General features: G+C 37.2%; 17 protein-coding genes and 1 rRNA gene. 8 read left to right on the top strand and 10 right to left on the bottom strand.

The annotated features are described in order from the left end of the window. Both BM121_RS20550 and BM121_RS20555 read right to left on the bottom strand, forming a co-directional pair. A 16S ribosomal RNA gene (locus tag BM121_RS20550) occupies positions 1-213 on the bottom strand; the annotation flags it as partial. A gap of 457 nt (positions 214-670) precedes the next feature. Beyond that, a complete protein-coding gene (locus BM121_RS20555; protein WP_091486362.1) occupies positions 671-1,543 on the bottom strand; it encodes a nucleotidyltransferase-like protein in 873 nt (290 codons plus the stop codon). A gap of 216 nt (positions 1,544-1,759) precedes the next feature. On the opposite strand from BM121_RS20555, the gene BM121_RS20560 reads away from it, so the two are divergent. Next, positions 1,760-2,119, top strand: coding sequence for a YgzB family protein (locus BM121_RS20560; protein WP_091486364.1), 360 nt, complete (start codon positions 1,760-1,762; stop codon positions 2,117-2,119). Positions 2,120-2,191: 72 nt separating this feature from the next. On the opposite strand, the gene perR is transcribed toward BM121_RS20560, so the two are convergent. From perR to BM121_RS20580, 4 genes are all read right to left on the bottom strand, one after another. Beyond that, the gene (gene perR / locus BM121_RS20565) at positions 2,192-2,641 is read right to left on the bottom strand and encodes a peroxide-responsive transcriptional repressor PerR (RefSeq protein ID WP_091486367.1); all 450 of its coding nucleotides are present in this window, start codon (positions 2,639-2,641) and stop codon (positions 2,192-2,194) included. A 179-nt stretch (positions 2,642-2,820) separates the two neighbouring features. Beyond that, the gene (locus BM121_RS20570; protein WP_091486369.1) at positions 2,821-3,378 is read right to left on the bottom strand and encodes a cob(I)yrinic acid a,c-diamide adenosyltransferase; all 558 of its coding nucleotides are present in this window, start codon (positions 3,376-3,378) and stop codon (positions 2,821-2,823) included. A 79-nt stretch (positions 3,379-3,457) separates the two neighbouring features. After that, positions 3,458-3,925, bottom strand: coding sequence for a thioredoxin-dependent thiol peroxidase (gene bcp, locus BM121_RS20575; protein WP_091486372.1), 468 nt, complete (start codon positions 3,923-3,925; stop codon positions 3,458-3,460). A gap of 63 nt (positions 3,926-3,988) precedes the next feature. Continuing rightward, a complete protein-coding gene (locus tag BM121_RS20580; protein ID WP_091486374.1) occupies positions 3,989-4,402 on the bottom strand; it encodes a potassium channel family protein in 414 nt (137 codons plus the stop codon). A gap of 70 nt (positions 4,403-4,472) precedes the next feature. On the opposite strand from BM121_RS20580, the gene BM121_RS20585 reads away from it, so the two are divergent. The 5 genes from BM121_RS20585 (at position 4,473) to BM121_RS20605 (ending at position 10,334) form a co-directional block, all read left to right on the top strand. Further along, positions 4,473-5,174, top strand: a complete 702-nt coding sequence (locus BM121_RS20585; RefSeq protein WP_091486377.1) for a response regulator transcription factor — start codon at positions 4,473-4,475, stop codon at positions 5,172-5,174. Further along, on the top strand, positions 5,171-6,172 hold the full coding sequence (locus BM121_RS20590) for a sensor histidine kinase (RefSeq protein WP_091486379.1): 1,002 nt from the start codon (positions 5,171-5,173) through the stop codon (positions 6,170-6,172). The genes BM121_RS20585 and BM121_RS20590 overlap by 4 nt, the downstream gene beginning before the upstream one ends. A 142-nt stretch (positions 6,173-6,314) precedes the next feature. Beyond that, positions 6,315-7,091, top strand: a complete 777-nt coding sequence (locus BM121_RS20595) for an ABC transporter ATP-binding protein (protein WP_091486382.1) — start codon at positions 6,315-6,317, stop codon at positions 7,089-7,091. Continuing rightward, a complete protein-coding gene (locus BM121_RS20600) occupies positions 7,066-8,976 on the top strand; it encodes an ABC transporter permease (protein WP_091486385.1) in 1,911 nt (636 codons plus the stop codon). Before BM121_RS20595 ends, BM121_RS20600 begins: the two co-directional genes overlap by 26 nt. 68 nt (positions 8,977-9,044) lie before the next feature. After that, a complete protein-coding gene (locus tag BM121_RS20605; protein WP_091486387.1) occupies positions 9,045-10,334 on the top strand; it encodes a glutamate-1-semialdehyde 2,1-aminomutase in 1,290 nt (429 codons plus the stop codon). A gap of 228 nt (positions 10,335-10,562) precedes the next feature. Here BM121_RS20605 and BM121_RS20610 read toward each other — a convergent pair whose 3' ends face one another. Continuing rightward, the gene (locus BM121_RS20610; RefSeq protein WP_091486390.1) at positions 10,563-10,919 is read right to left on the bottom strand and encodes a DUF2512 family protein; all 357 of its coding nucleotides are present in this window, start codon (positions 10,917-10,919) and stop codon (positions 10,563-10,565) included. Between the two features lie 279 nt (positions 10,920-11,198). On the opposite strand from BM121_RS20610, the gene BM121_RS20615 reads away from it, so the two are divergent. Further along, positions 11,199-11,711, top strand: coding sequence for a DUF3231 family protein (locus BM121_RS20615; RefSeq protein WP_091486393.1), 513 nt, complete (start codon positions 11,199-11,201; stop codon positions 11,709-11,711). A 60-nt stretch (positions 11,712-11,771) separates the two neighbouring features. On the opposite strand, the gene bcbE is transcribed toward BM121_RS20615, so the two are convergent. Continuing rightward, positions 11,772-12,977: a bacillibactin exporter BcbE gene (gene bcbE / locus BM121_RS20620; RefSeq protein WP_091486396.1), complete on the bottom strand. Its 1,206-nt coding sequence runs from the start codon at positions 12,975-12,977 to the stop codon at positions 11,772-11,774. 297 nt (positions 12,978-13,274) lie between these two features. Here bcbE and BM121_RS20625 point away from each other — a divergent pair, with 297 nt between their 5' ends. Further along, positions 13,275-14,357: an FUSC family protein gene (locus BM121_RS20625; protein WP_091486398.1), complete on the top strand. Its 1,083-nt coding sequence runs from the start codon at positions 13,275-13,277 to the stop codon at positions 14,355-14,357. Between the two features lie 33 nt (positions 14,358-14,390). Here the strand turns inward: BM121_RS20625 and BM121_RS20630 are convergent, their stop codons facing one another. Together BM121_RS20630 and ntdP are read right to left on the bottom strand one after the other, a co-directional pair. Continuing rightward, a complete protein-coding gene (locus BM121_RS20630) occupies positions 14,391-16,142 on the bottom strand; it encodes an ABC transporter ATP-binding protein (RefSeq protein WP_091486401.1) in 1,752 nt (583 codons plus the stop codon). Positions 16,143-16,175: 33 nt separating this feature from the next. After that, positions 16,176-16,703: a nucleoside tri-diphosphate phosphatase gene (ntdP, locus tag BM121_RS20635; protein ID WP_091486403.1), complete on the bottom strand. Its 528-nt coding sequence runs from the start codon at positions 16,701-16,703 to the stop codon at positions 16,176-16,178. Positions 16,704-16,942: the final 239 nt, after the last annotated feature.

Genomic DNA, 16,942 nt, shown 5'->3' on the forward strand with positions numbered 1-16,942 from the left:
CTTCATGTGAAGAAAAGTGTTATCCGGTATTAGCCCCGGTTTCCCGGAGTTATCCCAGTCTTATAGGTAGGTTGCCCACGTGTTACTCACCCGTCCGCCGCTCGTTCCACTCGCTTCACTCCGAAGAGATCAGACAAGCTTCCCGCGCTCAACTTGCATGTATTAGGCACGCCGCCAGCGTTCGTCCTGAGCCAAGATCAAACTCTCAATAAAGTTGTCTTGCGCTCGCTTCTAAAAGCTAGCTTATTTCATGTTTAAAATCATACTGGTTGTTTTGTTCAGTTTTCAAAGATCAATGTGTTGGCTGTTTTTTGCGACAGCTTTTATATCATACCATCTCATTCATTTCATGTCAACAACTTTTTTGCTTTAAATTCTTGCTTGTTGTTGAAAGATGATATTTTTTTGTTATGTCGTTTTCAGCGACGTCTAATAATATAACACGCTTTTCATTAAAGTGTCAACAACATTCCACCATTTTTTTATTTCTTTATTCTCTATCTGAAACTTAGCCCCTTCGCCTGCACCAACATCAGTAGTATATGCCCTTACTTTCCATTTGTGAAAAGTTATTTTTAAAAGTACCGTTGTCTCTTTATCACGGTGCTAACCGTCTGTAAGACTCATTGTCTTACTATATTATAGAAAAAAAGCAGAAACATAACAGCTTCTACTTTTTCGTGACTTGATATTTACGATGACGTATAGATGTATTTTTCGTTTCTTCCAATACAATTTCGATAATATCTTTTGAAGCTAGATACTCCACTACACTGACTAAATCATACATATAAGGAGCTACACCTGGATGAGTCTTTAACTCGCCAAATCCCCAAGGTGCATCACGTGTGCACATCACCTCTAACAAATGTGATGCACATACCTCTGTGCGTTGGTTGATAGCAAAATCAATTGCGATTAGCATCAGTTCAACCCTTTTATTCATTTCTTCTGTACTTCGAACTAATTCTTCATATAACTTATACACTTCTGGATCAATTCGTTTTATTTGATTCCATACCAATACTTCTGGATGATAGCCTTTATCTAAAATGCTGATTCTTCCTAAGTAATGTAGGGAGCGCAACAATCTGCTGTAAGCATCTAAATAGTTGCCAGATTCAAAAAGATGACGAGATTCAATATAACTTCTGGTCAACTTAGAAAATTCGATGGTTAAACGTAATTTCCTATTCTCACAGGGAAATACCCGTAATGTTTCCTTTAAATCTGCCAGATACTCATTACGATCATAGATGATTCTCCCATTAATAATCCATTCTACCGCTCGTCTGTATCCACTTTTTTCAATCCATTCTTCTAATAAGTCTCGATCAATAACATGCAATGCTGCTGATTGATCACGAAACTCGTAATGTTTCACTATCCATTTCTCTTCCAATTCTTTTACAACTACTAACAAAATGGAATCAAAATTATCTGTCTCCGGGCTGATTTTTTTGTTTTTCTCCATAACTAGTATGCCCATTGTGTTCCGGTTACTTGCTCTCTCTTGATAAATAGGACGTAAAATATCCTCCAATTGATTCTCCCCCTCTAATCCATTCATAATAAATAGTTCGATAAAAATTAGCTAATCCCTTTCAAACATCGCAACTTTTTTCATTTATTACTTTTTACCCAATAATACAGTCTTGCAAACAGGAATCATTATACATTAACATTTTAGTCACAAGCAATTTCATCACAAATATGCTATACTACAATCGATATACACTACGTTTTTGGAGGAAATTCTATGGCGGATATTACATATAAAAGTAAAATAAATAAAATCAGAACATTCGCTTTGTCTTTAGTTTTTATCGGATTCATCATTATGTATATTGGCTTGATCTTTAAAAATATTGGATGGTTAATGCTTATCTTTATGATTTTAGGGACTTTGTCAGTTATCTTCAGTTCAGTGGTCTACTTCTGGATTGGTATGCTCTCTACTAAAGCCATACCTATTATATGTCCAAGTTGTGAAAAACCAACTAAAATGCTCGGCCGTGTTGATGCTTGCATGCACTGTAAACAACCTCTTACATTGGACAAGGACTTAGAAGGAAAAGAATTTGATGAAAGTTATAATTCAAAGAAAAAACGTCGCTGAGTAACAACAGCGGCGTTTTTTTCTTTAGCTACGAAAAAAACACACGATCAAATTTGCATCGTGTGTTTATCTTTAAACTATTTGGTTTTTCTCTTTTTTACATTCCTGGCAAACACCGTATACTTCCATTCGGTGATGGCTTACATCAAACCCTGTTATTTGTTCTGCTAATGACTCGACTTCATCAAGGCTTGGATAGTGAAAGTCAACGATTTTTCCACAACTGTCACATATAATATGATAATGTTTAGATGTATTACAATCAAAACGACTTGATGAATCTCCATATGGCAATTCACGAACCAGACCGATTTCGCGAAATACTCGTAAATTGTTATAGACCGTTGCAACACTCATATTAGGAAATTTTCCTTCCAACGCTTTATAAATGTCATCAGCAGTAGGGTGAGTCTCAGCATTCAACAAAAATTCCAACACCGCATGACGCTGTGGTGTAATTCGAACGCCTGAAGATTTTAATTTATCTACCGCTTCTTGCAGCATATGTTCAGACACCGCCATGCACCTCACTTTCTCCTACAAAATGTTATATCCTCGTGTACCTATTAGTACTTTTTTTACAATAGTACCACTATTAACACAATTATCACTTTATAATTCTTACAATTAGTGTACTCTCTATCCACTTGGTCTGTCAATATAAGTATACGAGTTACTACACATTTTATGCTAGTCCATTATTAGATATCAGCTTTTAAATTTTTTTCTTCCACTTGTAACTGATGATTTACTGTCCGCGCCACGACAAACAAATAGTCAGATAAACGGTTTAAATATTTAATCGCTAGTGAGTCCTGTAATTGTTCCTGCAGCCCAACAGCAATTCGTTCTGCTTTCCTTGCTACTGTTCGTGCATGGTGGAGAGCGCTTGCCGCTACATGACCGGATGGCAAAATAAAATTGCGTAATTCCGGGAGATCTTCCTGCCATTTGTCAATTTGTTGTTCTAAATGATCAATATGACGTTGCTGTAGTTGCCATGTTACTTCCTTGTCTTCAGGTGTGGCGAACTCTGAACCGACATGGAAAAGAATCGTTTGGATATAATGAAGTTCTTCTATTAATACAGGTTTCACTTGAAAGTCTTCTTGTTCAATGTAGCTGATTGCTTGTCCGATTACGGCATTTACCTCATCACATGTACCATACGCCTCTACACGCGCATGGTTTTTCGGCACGCGTTTTCCGTATATAAGTGATGTTTCTCCTTTATCGCCTGACCTTGTATAAATTCGCATGATTTTACCCACCTTTTATGTTTATGAGCTGCTTGACCAAAAAAAGTGCAAGCACTATTCATGCTTACACTTTTGCAGCTTACAATTCTTCTCGAATGTAGTTTAACGCTTCCTCAACGTGTCCTTCTACTTGTACATTGCGGAATTCTTGCTGTAAGACACCTTCCTTGTCGATAATAAAAGTAGAGCGGACAATGCCCTTATACTCTTTACCGGATTTTTTCTTTAATTGCCATACGCCGAATTGTTCTGCTACTTGCTTGCCTTCGTCGACTAATAATTCAAAAGGTAAATCATGTTTATCAATGAATTTTTTATGGCTATCTTCTGAATCCGGGCTTACGCCAAGAATGACTGCATCTAAATCCTGAAAGCTTTCATAGTTATCACGGAAATTACAAGCTTCTGTCGTACAGCCTGGTGTATCATCTTTCGGATAGAAATAAAGTACCACATTTTTTCCTTTATAATCGGAGAGTTTTACTGTTTCACCTTCATTATTCGTTAATTCGAAATCTTGTACTGCTTGTCCTAATTCAACTGTCATAATTACAATCCCTCCATCAATCATTGTTAAATCAAGCGTATATGAAATTGTTCTAAGTCTCAACTAATACACATCACGTTCCTCTTTATCCTGCCATATTTTTAGAAAGAAAGCAGGCGGTAAAATATAGCCAATTAATGCTTCGACAAGTGCAAGTAATCTTCCCCAACCTATTGGTGTTATATCACCATATCCGACTGTCATTAACGTGACACCACTGAAATAAAAGGAGTGTGCTAATGTTTCAAAAGGTGGTAATTGTCTCAGTTTGCCATCATCCAGTAATAATACACCTTGAAAGGACAGAACAAAGTATAAACAGGCAAATGAGGTGAGTACGGTGAAATAGACAGCGAGTAACGTATAAAATATTTCATAGGAAAAAAAGCTGCGCTGATGTGCTTTTCCGAAAATAAAAGCATATAAACTTCCTATTAATAAGAAGACAGTTAATAGAATGGAAATAAAGGCAACCATAACTCACCTCCCACATCTGTTTATTTTTTCCTATATTTAGTATACGATGGTGAAGTAGGAGTGATGACGAATGAGGCGTATTTATATTGTCGAAGATGATCCGAAAATTCGCGATATTTTAACAGATTATTTACAAAAGTATGATTATGATATAGCTTCTGTTAACGATTTTGATCAGATCCAGGAAGAGTTTCAAGACTATCAGCCGCACCTAGTTTTATTAGATATTAATTTACCGAGGTTTGACGGATTTTACTGGTGCCGCAAAATCCGTGCGGTTAGTAATTGCCCCATTATTTTTATCTCAGCTCGTGACAGTGGCATGGATCAGGTAATGGCGATTGAAAATGGTGCAGATGATTACATAACTAAGCCATTTCAGCTTGAAGTCGTCTTGGCAAAAATCAAAAGTCTGATGCGTCGTGTTTACGGTGAATACCGTACAGATAAAAATAGTCAGGTAATAGATGTCAGTGGCTTACAGCTAGATAACTCTACATTCACCCTATCATTCCAAGATAAACAATGTCTGTTAACAAAGAAGGAATGCCTATTAGCAAAAGCCTTCCTGACACAGGTGGAAAAGATTGTTTCTCGTGAATATTTACTGGAACGATTATGGGATGATCAGGATTTCGTGGATGATAATACATTAAGTGTGAATATTACTAGAGTACGAAAGAAACTGGCTGATTTAGGGATAGAAGGTGCATTGAAAACGATTCGTGGTGCTGGATATAAATTAGAAAAAGTCTGGGAGCGTTCATCATGAAAGGTTACTTAAAAGATCAGATAGGTTCGATTATCTTTTTTTATTCGCAAATCGCAATAGTGATGATAGTAGCACAGCTCGCTAGTTCTCTAGGTGGTTCGCGAATTGGTAACAGCGATTTTCTTTATATGTTGATTATCGTCACTTTTTTCCTCGCTATTTATCATATCTCTCGTTATGCGAAATATCGTGATATTTATCGTTATACCATTGATGATGCGACAGAGTCGGCTTGGCTTCCGGATACACCAGACCATCTTACTTCCCAATTAAAAGAACATTATGAAAAGCAATATCAAAGCTACAAGCAGCAAGTCGAACTGCTTCATTCCGAAAAAAAACAAGAGACTATCTTTATGCAACAGTGGATACATCAGATGAAGACACCATTATCTGTGATGCGATTAACATTAGAAAAGGAAGAACATAATCTCCCTGCACAATTAAAACAAAATATGGATGAAGAACTCGATCGGATCAAGAACGGACTGCAACTTGCCTTATATCAATCGCGATTACAGCAGTTCGAACGTGATTTTCATGTGGAGAAAATTGTCGTGAAAGATTTGGTACACACGATAATCAAGGAGTATAAATCGAACTTTATCCGTAACCGTGTTTATCCAAAAGTAGAAATCGATCCTTCTATACATATCTATACTGATCAGAAATGGCTTGGATTTGTGCTGGAACAAATCACGAGTAATGCGATTAAATATACTGGCGACTCGAACAGTACTATTTATTATCAAGCAGCAGTATGGGAAGGTGCCGTCGAATTAAAGGTGATCGATCACGGAATAGGGATACCCCAGCAGGACATCAAGCGGATTTTCGACCCTTTCTTCACTGGGGAAAATGGCCGACACTATCGTGAATCAACTGGAATGGGACTATTTCTCGCTAAACAAATATGTGACTCACTAGAACATCAACTTGAGGTGAGTTCTGAACCACAAAAAGGTACAACGATTATGATACGTTTTGATCCGTCCTGACAGAAATCTTACAAATATGTAAGGTTTCTTTTTCATTTTGAAAGAATAATCAATAGGTTCTACGCGCTTGATCTGTTTATAATGAAACTACCATAAATTTTAGACTCTTAACATTTTCCAATAAAGAAAGGATGAAAGTATCATGAGCCTATTGCAGGCAACTAATATTTCAAAAGTATATGGCAGTAAACGTGGCATCGAACATAAAGCCATCGATAATATTTCACTTTCCATTGAAAAAGGTGAATTCGTCGGTGTAATGGGACCATCTGGTAGTGGTAAAACAACACTACTCAATGTTCTGTCAACGATCGATCGCTTATCTGCAGGTACACTTACGATAAACGATGAGGTGATTACTCGCTTATCAAAAGGCAAACTTGCCAAGTTTAGACGATCGGAAATGGGCTTTATTTTTCAAGATTTTAATCTATTAGATACATTAACAATTGCCGAAAACATTATGCTTCCGCTCACACTCGACGGTTGGAAAGTAAAAGATATGGAGAATAAATTAGCTCAGACTGCAAATCAACTCGGAATTGACACGATTCTTCGTAATCGCAGTTTTGAAGTATCTGGCGGACAAATGCAACGCGCCGCTATTGCCCGGGCAATTATTCATGAACCAGCGATTATTTTTGCTGATGAACCAACAGGTAACCTAGATTCAAAAGCTTCAAGACAAGTAATGGACACTCTTTCACAGTTAAACAGCCAGAAAGAAGCGACAACGCTGATGGTGTCACATGATCCTTTCGCTGCCAGCTTCTGTGAACGAATTCTATTCATTAAAGATGGCAAAATATTTAATGAACTCCATAAAGGGGATAACCGTCAATCGTTTTTCCAAGAGATCTTGAATGTTCAGTCGATGCTAGGGGGAGATACCGATGACCTTCAGACAGTTCGCGTTTAATAATGTCAAACGTAACTCCCGCCAATATCTCAGTTATTTCTTTAGCTGTATGTTCTCGGTAGCTGTGTTCTTTATTTATGCCGTGATTATGTTTCACCCAGAAATTCAACATCATGATTTTCGTGATATAGTCCGATCTGGAATCACAGCTGCTGAAGTAGTTATTTTTGGCTTTTCTTTCTTATTTGTTCTTTATTCAACAGGTGCCTTTATTAAATCCCGTAAAAAAGAATACGGTATTCTAATGACACTTGGTATCAGTAAAGGCCAGCTGAATCGACTTTTAATTTTAGAAAATTCAATAATTGGTTTAGTGTCGATCTTTGCTGGTATGTTAGTTGGTATGCTGTTTGCAAATTTATTTATCATGGGCTTTTCGAACTTGCTTGGTCTAGAAAATTCCTTAGGCTTTCAAATTTCATGGAAAGCATTTCTCTTAACATTTGTCGGTTACTTCCTCATGTTTGAACTTAATTCATTGTTAGTTGTATGGACCTTACGGATAAATTCAATCGTTAGTTTATTTCAAGGTGCAAGAGGACCAAAGCAAACGCCTAAATTTTCCTGGATATTAGCTATCATTGGATTGGGATTAGTGATTGCTGCTTATTATTTGGCATGGACTTCAGACCTCATGAGCATTGGGTATCGCATGATGCCTATTTTAGGGTTGATTATTCCCGGGACATATCTGTTATTCACGCAATTTTCGGTGTTATTTATCCATCTTCTCAAGAAAAATAAGAACCTCTACTTTAAGAAAACGAACTTACTAACCATTTCTGAGTTAGGTTATAAATTAAAAGATCATGCCAGGTTATTATTTTTCGTTACCATTTTAAGTGCTGTTGCATTCACAGCATCAGGTGTTCTCTATGGTGTTTTTGAAAGTGCAGAAAGTGAGGCATCTATCTATGTACCACAAGATGTTGCTTTTTTAAGTAAAGGTGAAGAGAATATTGAAAAGATGGGTGATGAAGTAAGCAAATTCACCAATACATTAGATGAGCAAAAAATTGATTATCAGTCTTTAACGGTTGATCGCGCCCAAGCAAAAACATTCATCGATAATACGGAAACATGGCTTGATATTATCCCCTATTCCGACTACAAGTCAATATTAGAACTAAACGGAGAGAAAGTAACAGAAGACTTGGCCGACAACGAGATGATGGTTATGCTCGCACATGCTGAGATGGCCTTATCACACCGAGTAGAAGATGAGTTAACATTAGAGTCGGAAAATCATCAAGAAACATTACAAACGAAAATTGTTCCATCTATTGTGAACAGTAACTATCATACGCGGAATACTGTTGTCGTAAATGATGATGTATATGATGATTTTGCTGCTGTTGCAGAACCAAATGAAAAATACCGATACACTGCCTTCACGTTGGATGATTGGGTTGCAAATGCAGAGTTGGTTCAAGAGACTACAGCAAAACTTGATCATGAAATTGTTTCGGGTATTGATTCGAAGGCTAATATTTACTTAACTCTGAAGAATTCGTTGTCCTATGCTTTATTTTTCGGATTGTTTATCAGTGTTCTCTTCTTCCTCGCCGCAGGATCTATCCTGTACTTTAAAATGTATCAGGATTTAGATAAAGATGTCAGACAATATCAAGCATTGTACCGGGTCGGTTTAACGATTAGTGAAATGAAAAAAATCGCAACTCAGCAAGTTGCCTATTTGTTTTTCATACCCTTTATATTAGCTGTTATTCATGCCGGATTTGCCTTTAAGGCACTGCAAAACATGCTGGAGTCATCTGTTTTAATGCCAAGTGTAACATTGATCAGTGCTTATTTACTGGTATATGCTATCTACTTTTTCTTCATTCGCGGATTGTATATTAGAAAAATCAAACAAGTAATGTAAGCTATTTTTCCCTCCATGATGAAAAGTGCTATAATAATAGATGCATTTTCAATCATGGAGGTTTTTTCATGCAATTTACACAATCAGAAGCTTTACATAAAGAAGCACAGCAACATATTGTTGGAGGTGTCAATTCTCCATCCCGTGCCTATAAAGGAGTTGGCGGAGGTTCACCTGTTTATATGGAGAAAGGTGAAGGTGCCTACTTCTGGGATGTCGATGGCAATAAATATATCGATTTTTTAGGAGCGTACGGACCGATTATTACCGGACATGCTCACCCGCACATCACGGAGGCGATTAAGCATGCTGCCGAAAATGGTGTATTATACGGAACACCAATGAAATTGGAAAACATTTTTGCGCAAAAGTTAAAAACGGTGATTCCGTCGCTGGATAAAGTCCGTTTTGTTAATTCTGGTACTGAAGCAGTGATGACGACAGTTCGTGTTGCTCGTGCCTACACTGGACGTGAAAAAGTGATCAAATTTGCCGGTTGTTATCACGGACATTTTGATGCAGTACTGGTCCAGGCTGGATCTGGTCCCGCTACATTAGGAAACCCAGACTCAGCTGGTGTAACGGAGGCAACTGCTAAGGAAGTAATTACGATTCCTTTTAACGATATCGCAGCATTTAAAGAAGCACTCGAACACTGGGGCGACCAAATCGCCGCTATTTTAGTCGAGCCAATTGTCGGGAACTTCGGTATTGTCGAGCCTGCCGAAGGATTTTTACAACAAGTCAACGACCTAGCTCATGATGCCGGTGCTTTAGTCATTTACGATGAAGTGATTACCGCTTTTCGTTTTACTTACGGATCTGCACAAAAAATTGTCGGCGTCGAACCGGATATGACCGCTATGGGTAAAATTATCGGTGGCGGATTGCCAATTGGTGCATACGGTGGTAAGGCAGAAGTTATGGAACAGGTCGCACCGCTTGGACCAGCATACCAAGCAGGAACGATGTCAGGAAATCCAGCTTCGATGTCAGCCGGGATTGCTTGTTTAGAAGTATTAGAAGAAGAAGGTGTCTACGAGAAACTAGACCGTTTAGGTGCAATGTTGGAAAAAGGTATGCTAAATGCTGCCGAGAAGCATGGAATCGATATTACCGTCAACCGGTTAAAAGGTGCATTAACATTGTACTTCGGATCGGAAAAGATAACGAATTATGCCCAAGCTGAAGCATCCGATGGTGAGAAATTCGGGCAATTCTTCAAATTAATGTTGAAACAAGGTATTAACCTCGCCCCTTCTAAGTATGAAGCATGGTTCTTAACGATCGCTCATACGGAAGAAGATATTCAGGAAACCATTACGTGTGTTGATCAAGCATTTGCTGAAATGGCATAAAAAATGAAGGACAAAGTTAGCGAGAATCGCTTTCTTTTGTCCTTCATTTTGCTTATGAAAGACACAATTTTTACATCCACACTTTTTTTGTCTTTCATTTTGCTTATGATGGACACAGTTTTTGCATCTCCACTTTTTTTGTCTTTCATTACGTTTTTTTATGAGGTAACCTAATGAAGGAAAGGTGTAGTGTGACCATCACTACACCTTTTACATATATTCAACTTATTAAGCTGGTGCTTTATCAACATTTTTCGAGGAAATCAAGAATCGATGCAACATGTACTCACACACACCTAAAATTACTGAAATGAGCAGTGCTCCTCCGAAAGAAACATAAGCCCCTTCAAACGTATTAGATATAAAATAAAGAATGATAAACGCTGTGATTAAATCCAGTGCAACACTTGTCCACAAAGTTTTGCTATTCAATACCGCATATTCCAATGCCAAGCCACTTCCTATTAAAAGTAAAATAATCAAAAACGGCTGCCACATCGCCCCATATTCAACATTATCAGACATAAACATAGCAAGAAGCAACACTATTGGTATTGTTATTATTTTAACAATGAAGCTTATCATCTTTATCACCTCCTCCATTAGTGTTTGTCAGGTAAAATACTTTTATTCTTCTGTATAGATTCAAATAAAATACGCACAATAGCTATGTATCACCCCCCGAAAGGATGTGACAGAAATGCCTCATCAACAGGTTCAACAAGCACTACAGCAAATTACGCAAATTGCTCGACAACTGCAACAAGTTCAGCAACTATGTGAGCAATGTTAGCAACAGCTAAATCAATAATGAAAAATCAGGGTTTACTAATGGCAAGATCTATATTAAAAGGAGTGAACAATATGGGAATTCTTTCAGGCGATCCTAAAAAACAACCTTTACATTATGGTGAAATTTCAAACATTTGGGCGTACTTATTTACAGCAAAAGGTAACTATGCCGCTTACCAGACATTTTTGAATCATTGTGGAGACCAAGATTTAAAGAAACAGTTAGAGGATGGTATTTCCCTTATCAAACAGGAAAGTGAACGAATAGAGGAAATATTAAAAATCAATGGTATTGCCTTACCACCTTCTCCACCTGAACGTTCCTATGCAACTTTAGAAGACATTCCAGTTGGAGCAAGATTTAATGACGCGGAAATTAGCGCAGCAATCTCAGGAAATATCGCTAAATCCTTAGTGGCTTGCAGTACCATCATTGGTCAATGTACTCGAGAAGATATAGCAATGCTTTTCGGTCAGTTCCATATGAATCAAGCCCAAGCCGGTGCTAAGATATTGCGGTTAAATAAGGAAAAAGGCTGGTTAGTAACACCGCCATTACACACAAACATTCCCACAAAAAATTAAGAAAACCTAACAAACCCGTTTCATTCAAATGAAACGGGTTTGTTTTATTAGGAGTGCAGATTAGCTACTTTCATCCGCACTCGGCTTAATTGCAAAAAAGGCAATCAAAATCGCGATCGCACTTAATCCCGCTAAAAAGTAATACATCCAGTCAGGATTTTTTTCAATAAAAATAGCGATTATCGGTGGGCCTGCAGCAACACCTAAAAAACGCATACTACTATAAAGAGATGTCACCGTTCCTCGCACATCTTTTTCTACGCCTTCTGTAATCATAGCATCTAATGTTGGTAAAGAAATGCCAATGCCAATACCGGCTATCGACAACATAATCGTAATATAAATCATGGATACGTCCGTTTTAATAAAAAGAAGCGGGACTCCTCCTATAAGGTTTCCGATAAGAATAACCCACTTCATCACGATTTTGCTTTCACCAATTTTCTTTCCTGCTACATAGGATGCAACACATAGGAATAACAATGGTATGGCAAGGATAGAGCCCTTAATGATTCCTTCCATCTGATAATCCTTTTCTAATAAATTCGAAAAATGAAATAAAAACCCAAACAAAATAAACATGTTGATACAGCCGATAATAAAAGTGCTGATCAACCATTTTCCATTGTCACGAAAAACTTTTTTGATCAATTTTAAAAAGTTTTTAAATGTTTGTTTATTTTCGTCCTCATCTTCTTTTGGTGGCTTAACGAAGATCATCACCAGCAGGACAGAAATAGCCGAAAAGATTGGGATAAATACAAACGGTAAGTACCAAATAAAAATGGCAAGTGCTGCACCAATAATTGGACTCAAAACTTTACCAAATGTATTCGATGTTTCGATTACACCTAACCCTGCACTTACTTCCTTTTCATCGTCAAACATATCACCAACAGTCGGTATAACAACTGGAAAGGCACCGGAAGCACCGATACCTTGTAAAAAACGGCCAATCAGAATAACCATAAAAGGGTCCGCTATTTTCCATGCTGCAAAAGCAGAAATTAATCCACCTATGCCGGTAATAATAAGACTAGGTATAAGTACTTTTTTTCGGCCAATTTTATCAGATAGATATCCTGCGAAGGGAATTAAAAGAATGGCCACTATCGAATATACAGTTATAATCAAACTTGATTGAAAAGATGTAATATCGATTTTCTTTTCAATAATCGGAAGAATTGGGATTAACATAGAGTTCCCCAATGTCATCACTAAAGGTATTGATGCTAGTGCAATGAGATCAAATTTTTTATCTTTCACGTTTTTCCCTTCCATTCAACGGTAATATAGTACTATGTCTATTTTTCACTTCGTAGTGGTTTTCATACTTGGATTTTTCCGGTATTTATTTCACGAAGAAATGAGAAGCTGTTATACTTAAGAAAAGCTTAGTGCTCCCGTGCATAGATGGTTGCTGTTACTTTCATAAGAAACAGCACAGGAGCTGAAGCAAAGGAAAAAGTACATTTATTGGCGCTCGATGCTGGACAGATTTTAAATTTTATACTTTCTGATCTAGGAATATAAAATATGACATTATTTTAAAGGAGAGTTTTTATGAAGCTTGGTGCTCGGATACTGAAGACTGGTTTCGCAATCACTATTGCATTATATGTTGCTGATTTATTGGGACTTGAATCTGCTACTTATGCTGGTATTGCTGCCGCTTTTGCGATCCAACCAAATATTTATCGTTCTTTTCAAACCATGCTCGAACAAATTTATGCTAATATTTTTGGTGTCGGTATTGGGGCAATGGTTGTATTCGGACTGGGGAATGACCCTATTGTAATTGGTTTTACCATTATTATCGTTATTGCACTTTGTATGAATTTTAAAATGAATGAAAATACAGTTGCCTTAGCAATTATTGCCGTACTTGCTGTAATGGAAACAACCGAAATGCTGTTATTAAACTTTGCCGGCGTTCGTTTATCAGCATTAACATTGGGGATTTTATCCGCATTCAGTGTAAACATGTTATTCTTACCACCAAGATATGAATTGCGTTTATTCAAGTCCATTGATCAAATTACATCCGATATTTTACAATGGTTACGTATTTCTACCCGACACTTATCCGATGATCCTGCCTTACGTACCGAAATAGACCGAATTGAAACGGAAATACGTCATATAGATCATACATACTTATTGTTTAGTGAAGAAAGAATTTATTTCAGAAAAACAAGAATGCCGAAAATGCGCAAATTAATTATTTTTAGACAGATGATTAATACATCGAAAAAGTCATTAGCCACATTATATGCATTCCACCAATACGATGATAAAGTCGAAAATATACCAAAAGAATTCCAAAATGTATTAGTTGATGAATTAGATAAAATTATATACTCCCATGAACGCTTGTTACTAAGTGCAATGGGTAAAATCAAAAAGAAACCAACAAAATCGATCGAGGAAATTACTGATCCAGATATTCCACATCTTGTCGAAACACTTATACATGTATACGAACAAGACGAAAAAGATAGGCTGTCCTTATTACCACTTGCCTCAAGGCTCATGGAATATCACAAGGAAATCCTCCACCTCCAGCGAATCCTGAACAGTTACCAAAAGTTTCACGAACACCTCGATTTCAATTTCAAGAAAAAAAGCAGAAAGATCCTTCCATAATACAGAAAAAACCATCCGCTAGTACGGATGGTTTTAATCATTATCCAATGCTTGGACTTGATATAAATTATAATAATGGCCTCGCTGTTGCATTAATTGCTTATGTGCACCTTCTTCGACAACTTCTCCATTTTCAATTAACACAATTCGATCAGCATGGGTAATCGTCGATAAGCGGTGTGCCACAATAAAGGTAGTTCGATCAGACGCTAACTTTTCTAATGCTTCCTGAATTAAGTGCTCACTTTCTAGATCAAGTGCTGACGTTGCTTCATCTAAAATCAATAGTGGCGGATTTTTCAAGAAAACACGGGCAATCGCTATTCGTTGCTTCTGTCCACCTGACAGTTTTACACCTCGTTCACCGACCAAAGTATCATATCCATTCGCTAATTCGGTGATAAACTGATGCGCATTGGCAGCTCTGGCAGCCGCTATTACTTCCTCTTCTGTTGCATCAGGGTTCCCCATTCGGATGTTCATTGCAATGGATTCGCTGAACAAAATGTTATCTTGTAAAACCATGCCAATTTTGTCTCGTAATGAGCGTGCCTGCACATCGCGAATATCATGACCATCAATTAAAATACGACCACTTGTCACATCGTAAAAACGAGGGATCAAACTGATAATGGTTGACTTACCGCCCCCACTCATACCAACAAAGGCAATCGTCTCTCCTTGATTAACATGGAGTGAAATATCATTTAAGACTATATCCTCCTCTTCTTCATAACGGAAAGATACACGATCCAACTCTACTTTGCCATCTACATTTTTTAATGGTTTCGCATTTGGTTTATCTTTAATATCATAATCTTCATCGATAAGTTCAAACACACGATCCATAGACGCGATCGATTGTACAAGTACGGTTGATGAACTGATTAATCTTTGTAATGGACCATATACACGATCCATATAACCGATAAATGCTGCCATCGTACCTACTGTTAAATTAGTTGTAATAGCAAAATACCCGGCAAAACCGATTACTAATAATGGTGCCACGTCAGTAATTGTATTCATAACAGCAAATGTTTTTGCATTCCAAGCCGTATGGTCTATTGCACGTTGTAAGAAATTCTGGTTTTGTTTATCGAACTCTTTCTCTTCATAATCTTCCAATGCAAAACTGCGTGTTACGGGAATCCCTTGCACACGTTCATGCAGGTGACCTTGTACTTGAGCTAATGCTTGCGATCTTTTTTTCGTTAAGTCTCGTAATTTCCCATAGAAAATCTTCACAGATATCGCATAAAGCGGGAATAATATAATAGACACGATCGTCAACCATACATCCATGAATAGCATAATCCCGATTGCAATCAAAATGGTAATCATATCAAGCCAAATATTCATTAAACCTGTCATTACAAAATTTTTGGTTTGCTCTACATCATGAACTACTCTTGAAATAATCTCACCTGTTTTTGTTCGCGAATAAAACTGCAAACTTAAGCGCTGAATATGATCAAATAACTGCTCACGGATATCATATAAGATTTTGTTTCCTGTCCATTGCGCTAAATATTGGCGATAATATTCAACTGGCGGTCGCAGGACTATGAATAAAACAGCGGCACTTCCCATTAACCAAAATAATTGCGATAATTTTTCATCAGATGTTAATCCATCTGCCCCGATAATATCATCAATTACATATTTTACAATTAAAGGCATTAAAAGAGGGATACCAAATTTCAAGATCCCTATCAATACCGTAACTAGAATCTTCCACTTATATGGGAAGACATATTGCATATATCTTTTTATACTGTCCAAACTTATTTCACCTCTTTCCATATCGTGTTGCTATTAACGATAAGTTAAATAAAATTCATACCATTGATCAACGAAATCTGGTGAAAAAGGTCCCTTTCGTTGTCTTATCCAATGCAAAAGATGCTCAACATTGTTCCATAGTATTTTGTCTAGAACTTTGGGATAGTTCATTTGATTTTTATGCAATTCATATTCATCTTCGTCCAACAGGGTATATGTCATATCTGGAAATACTTTTACGTCTAAGTCATAATCTATATATTTCACTGCCCGATCTTCAAACACAAATGGCGAGCTAATGTTACAGTAATAATATATGCCATCATCGCGTAACATACCGATTACATTGAACCAATACTTCGCATGAAAAAAACAAATCGCCGGCTCCCTCGTTACCCACGTACGTCCATCACTCTCGGTAACTAACGTTTTATCATTTGCTCCAATCACGCGATTACTTGTTCCTTTTAATATCGTTGTTGTATCCCAGACACGATGGAGTTGACCGTTATGTTTATAGCTTTGTATTTGGATTGTTCTTCCTGGTTCAAGGCCATCCATTCGTATCGTCCTTTCTTTTACTTAGTACTACTAATTATAACGATAAATATTTACAATTGAAAACAATACAATTGGGATGAGCTAATTAATGTGCGAGGCATAAGACTGTAATCCTAATTAACATCTTGTGAAAAGACACCCAAAAAGGGATAGTCTAGGGATTTAAAATTCCATCATCGAAGAATTATTTCTAGAGAAGCCGTATTAATAGAAAATCGAAGTATATCGAGAGAGGCAAA

The organism is Gracilibacillus orientalis (genome assembly GCF_900114645.1).
GTDB lineage: Bacteria > Bacillota > Bacilli > Bacillales > Amphibacillaceae > Gracilibacillus > Gracilibacillus orientalis.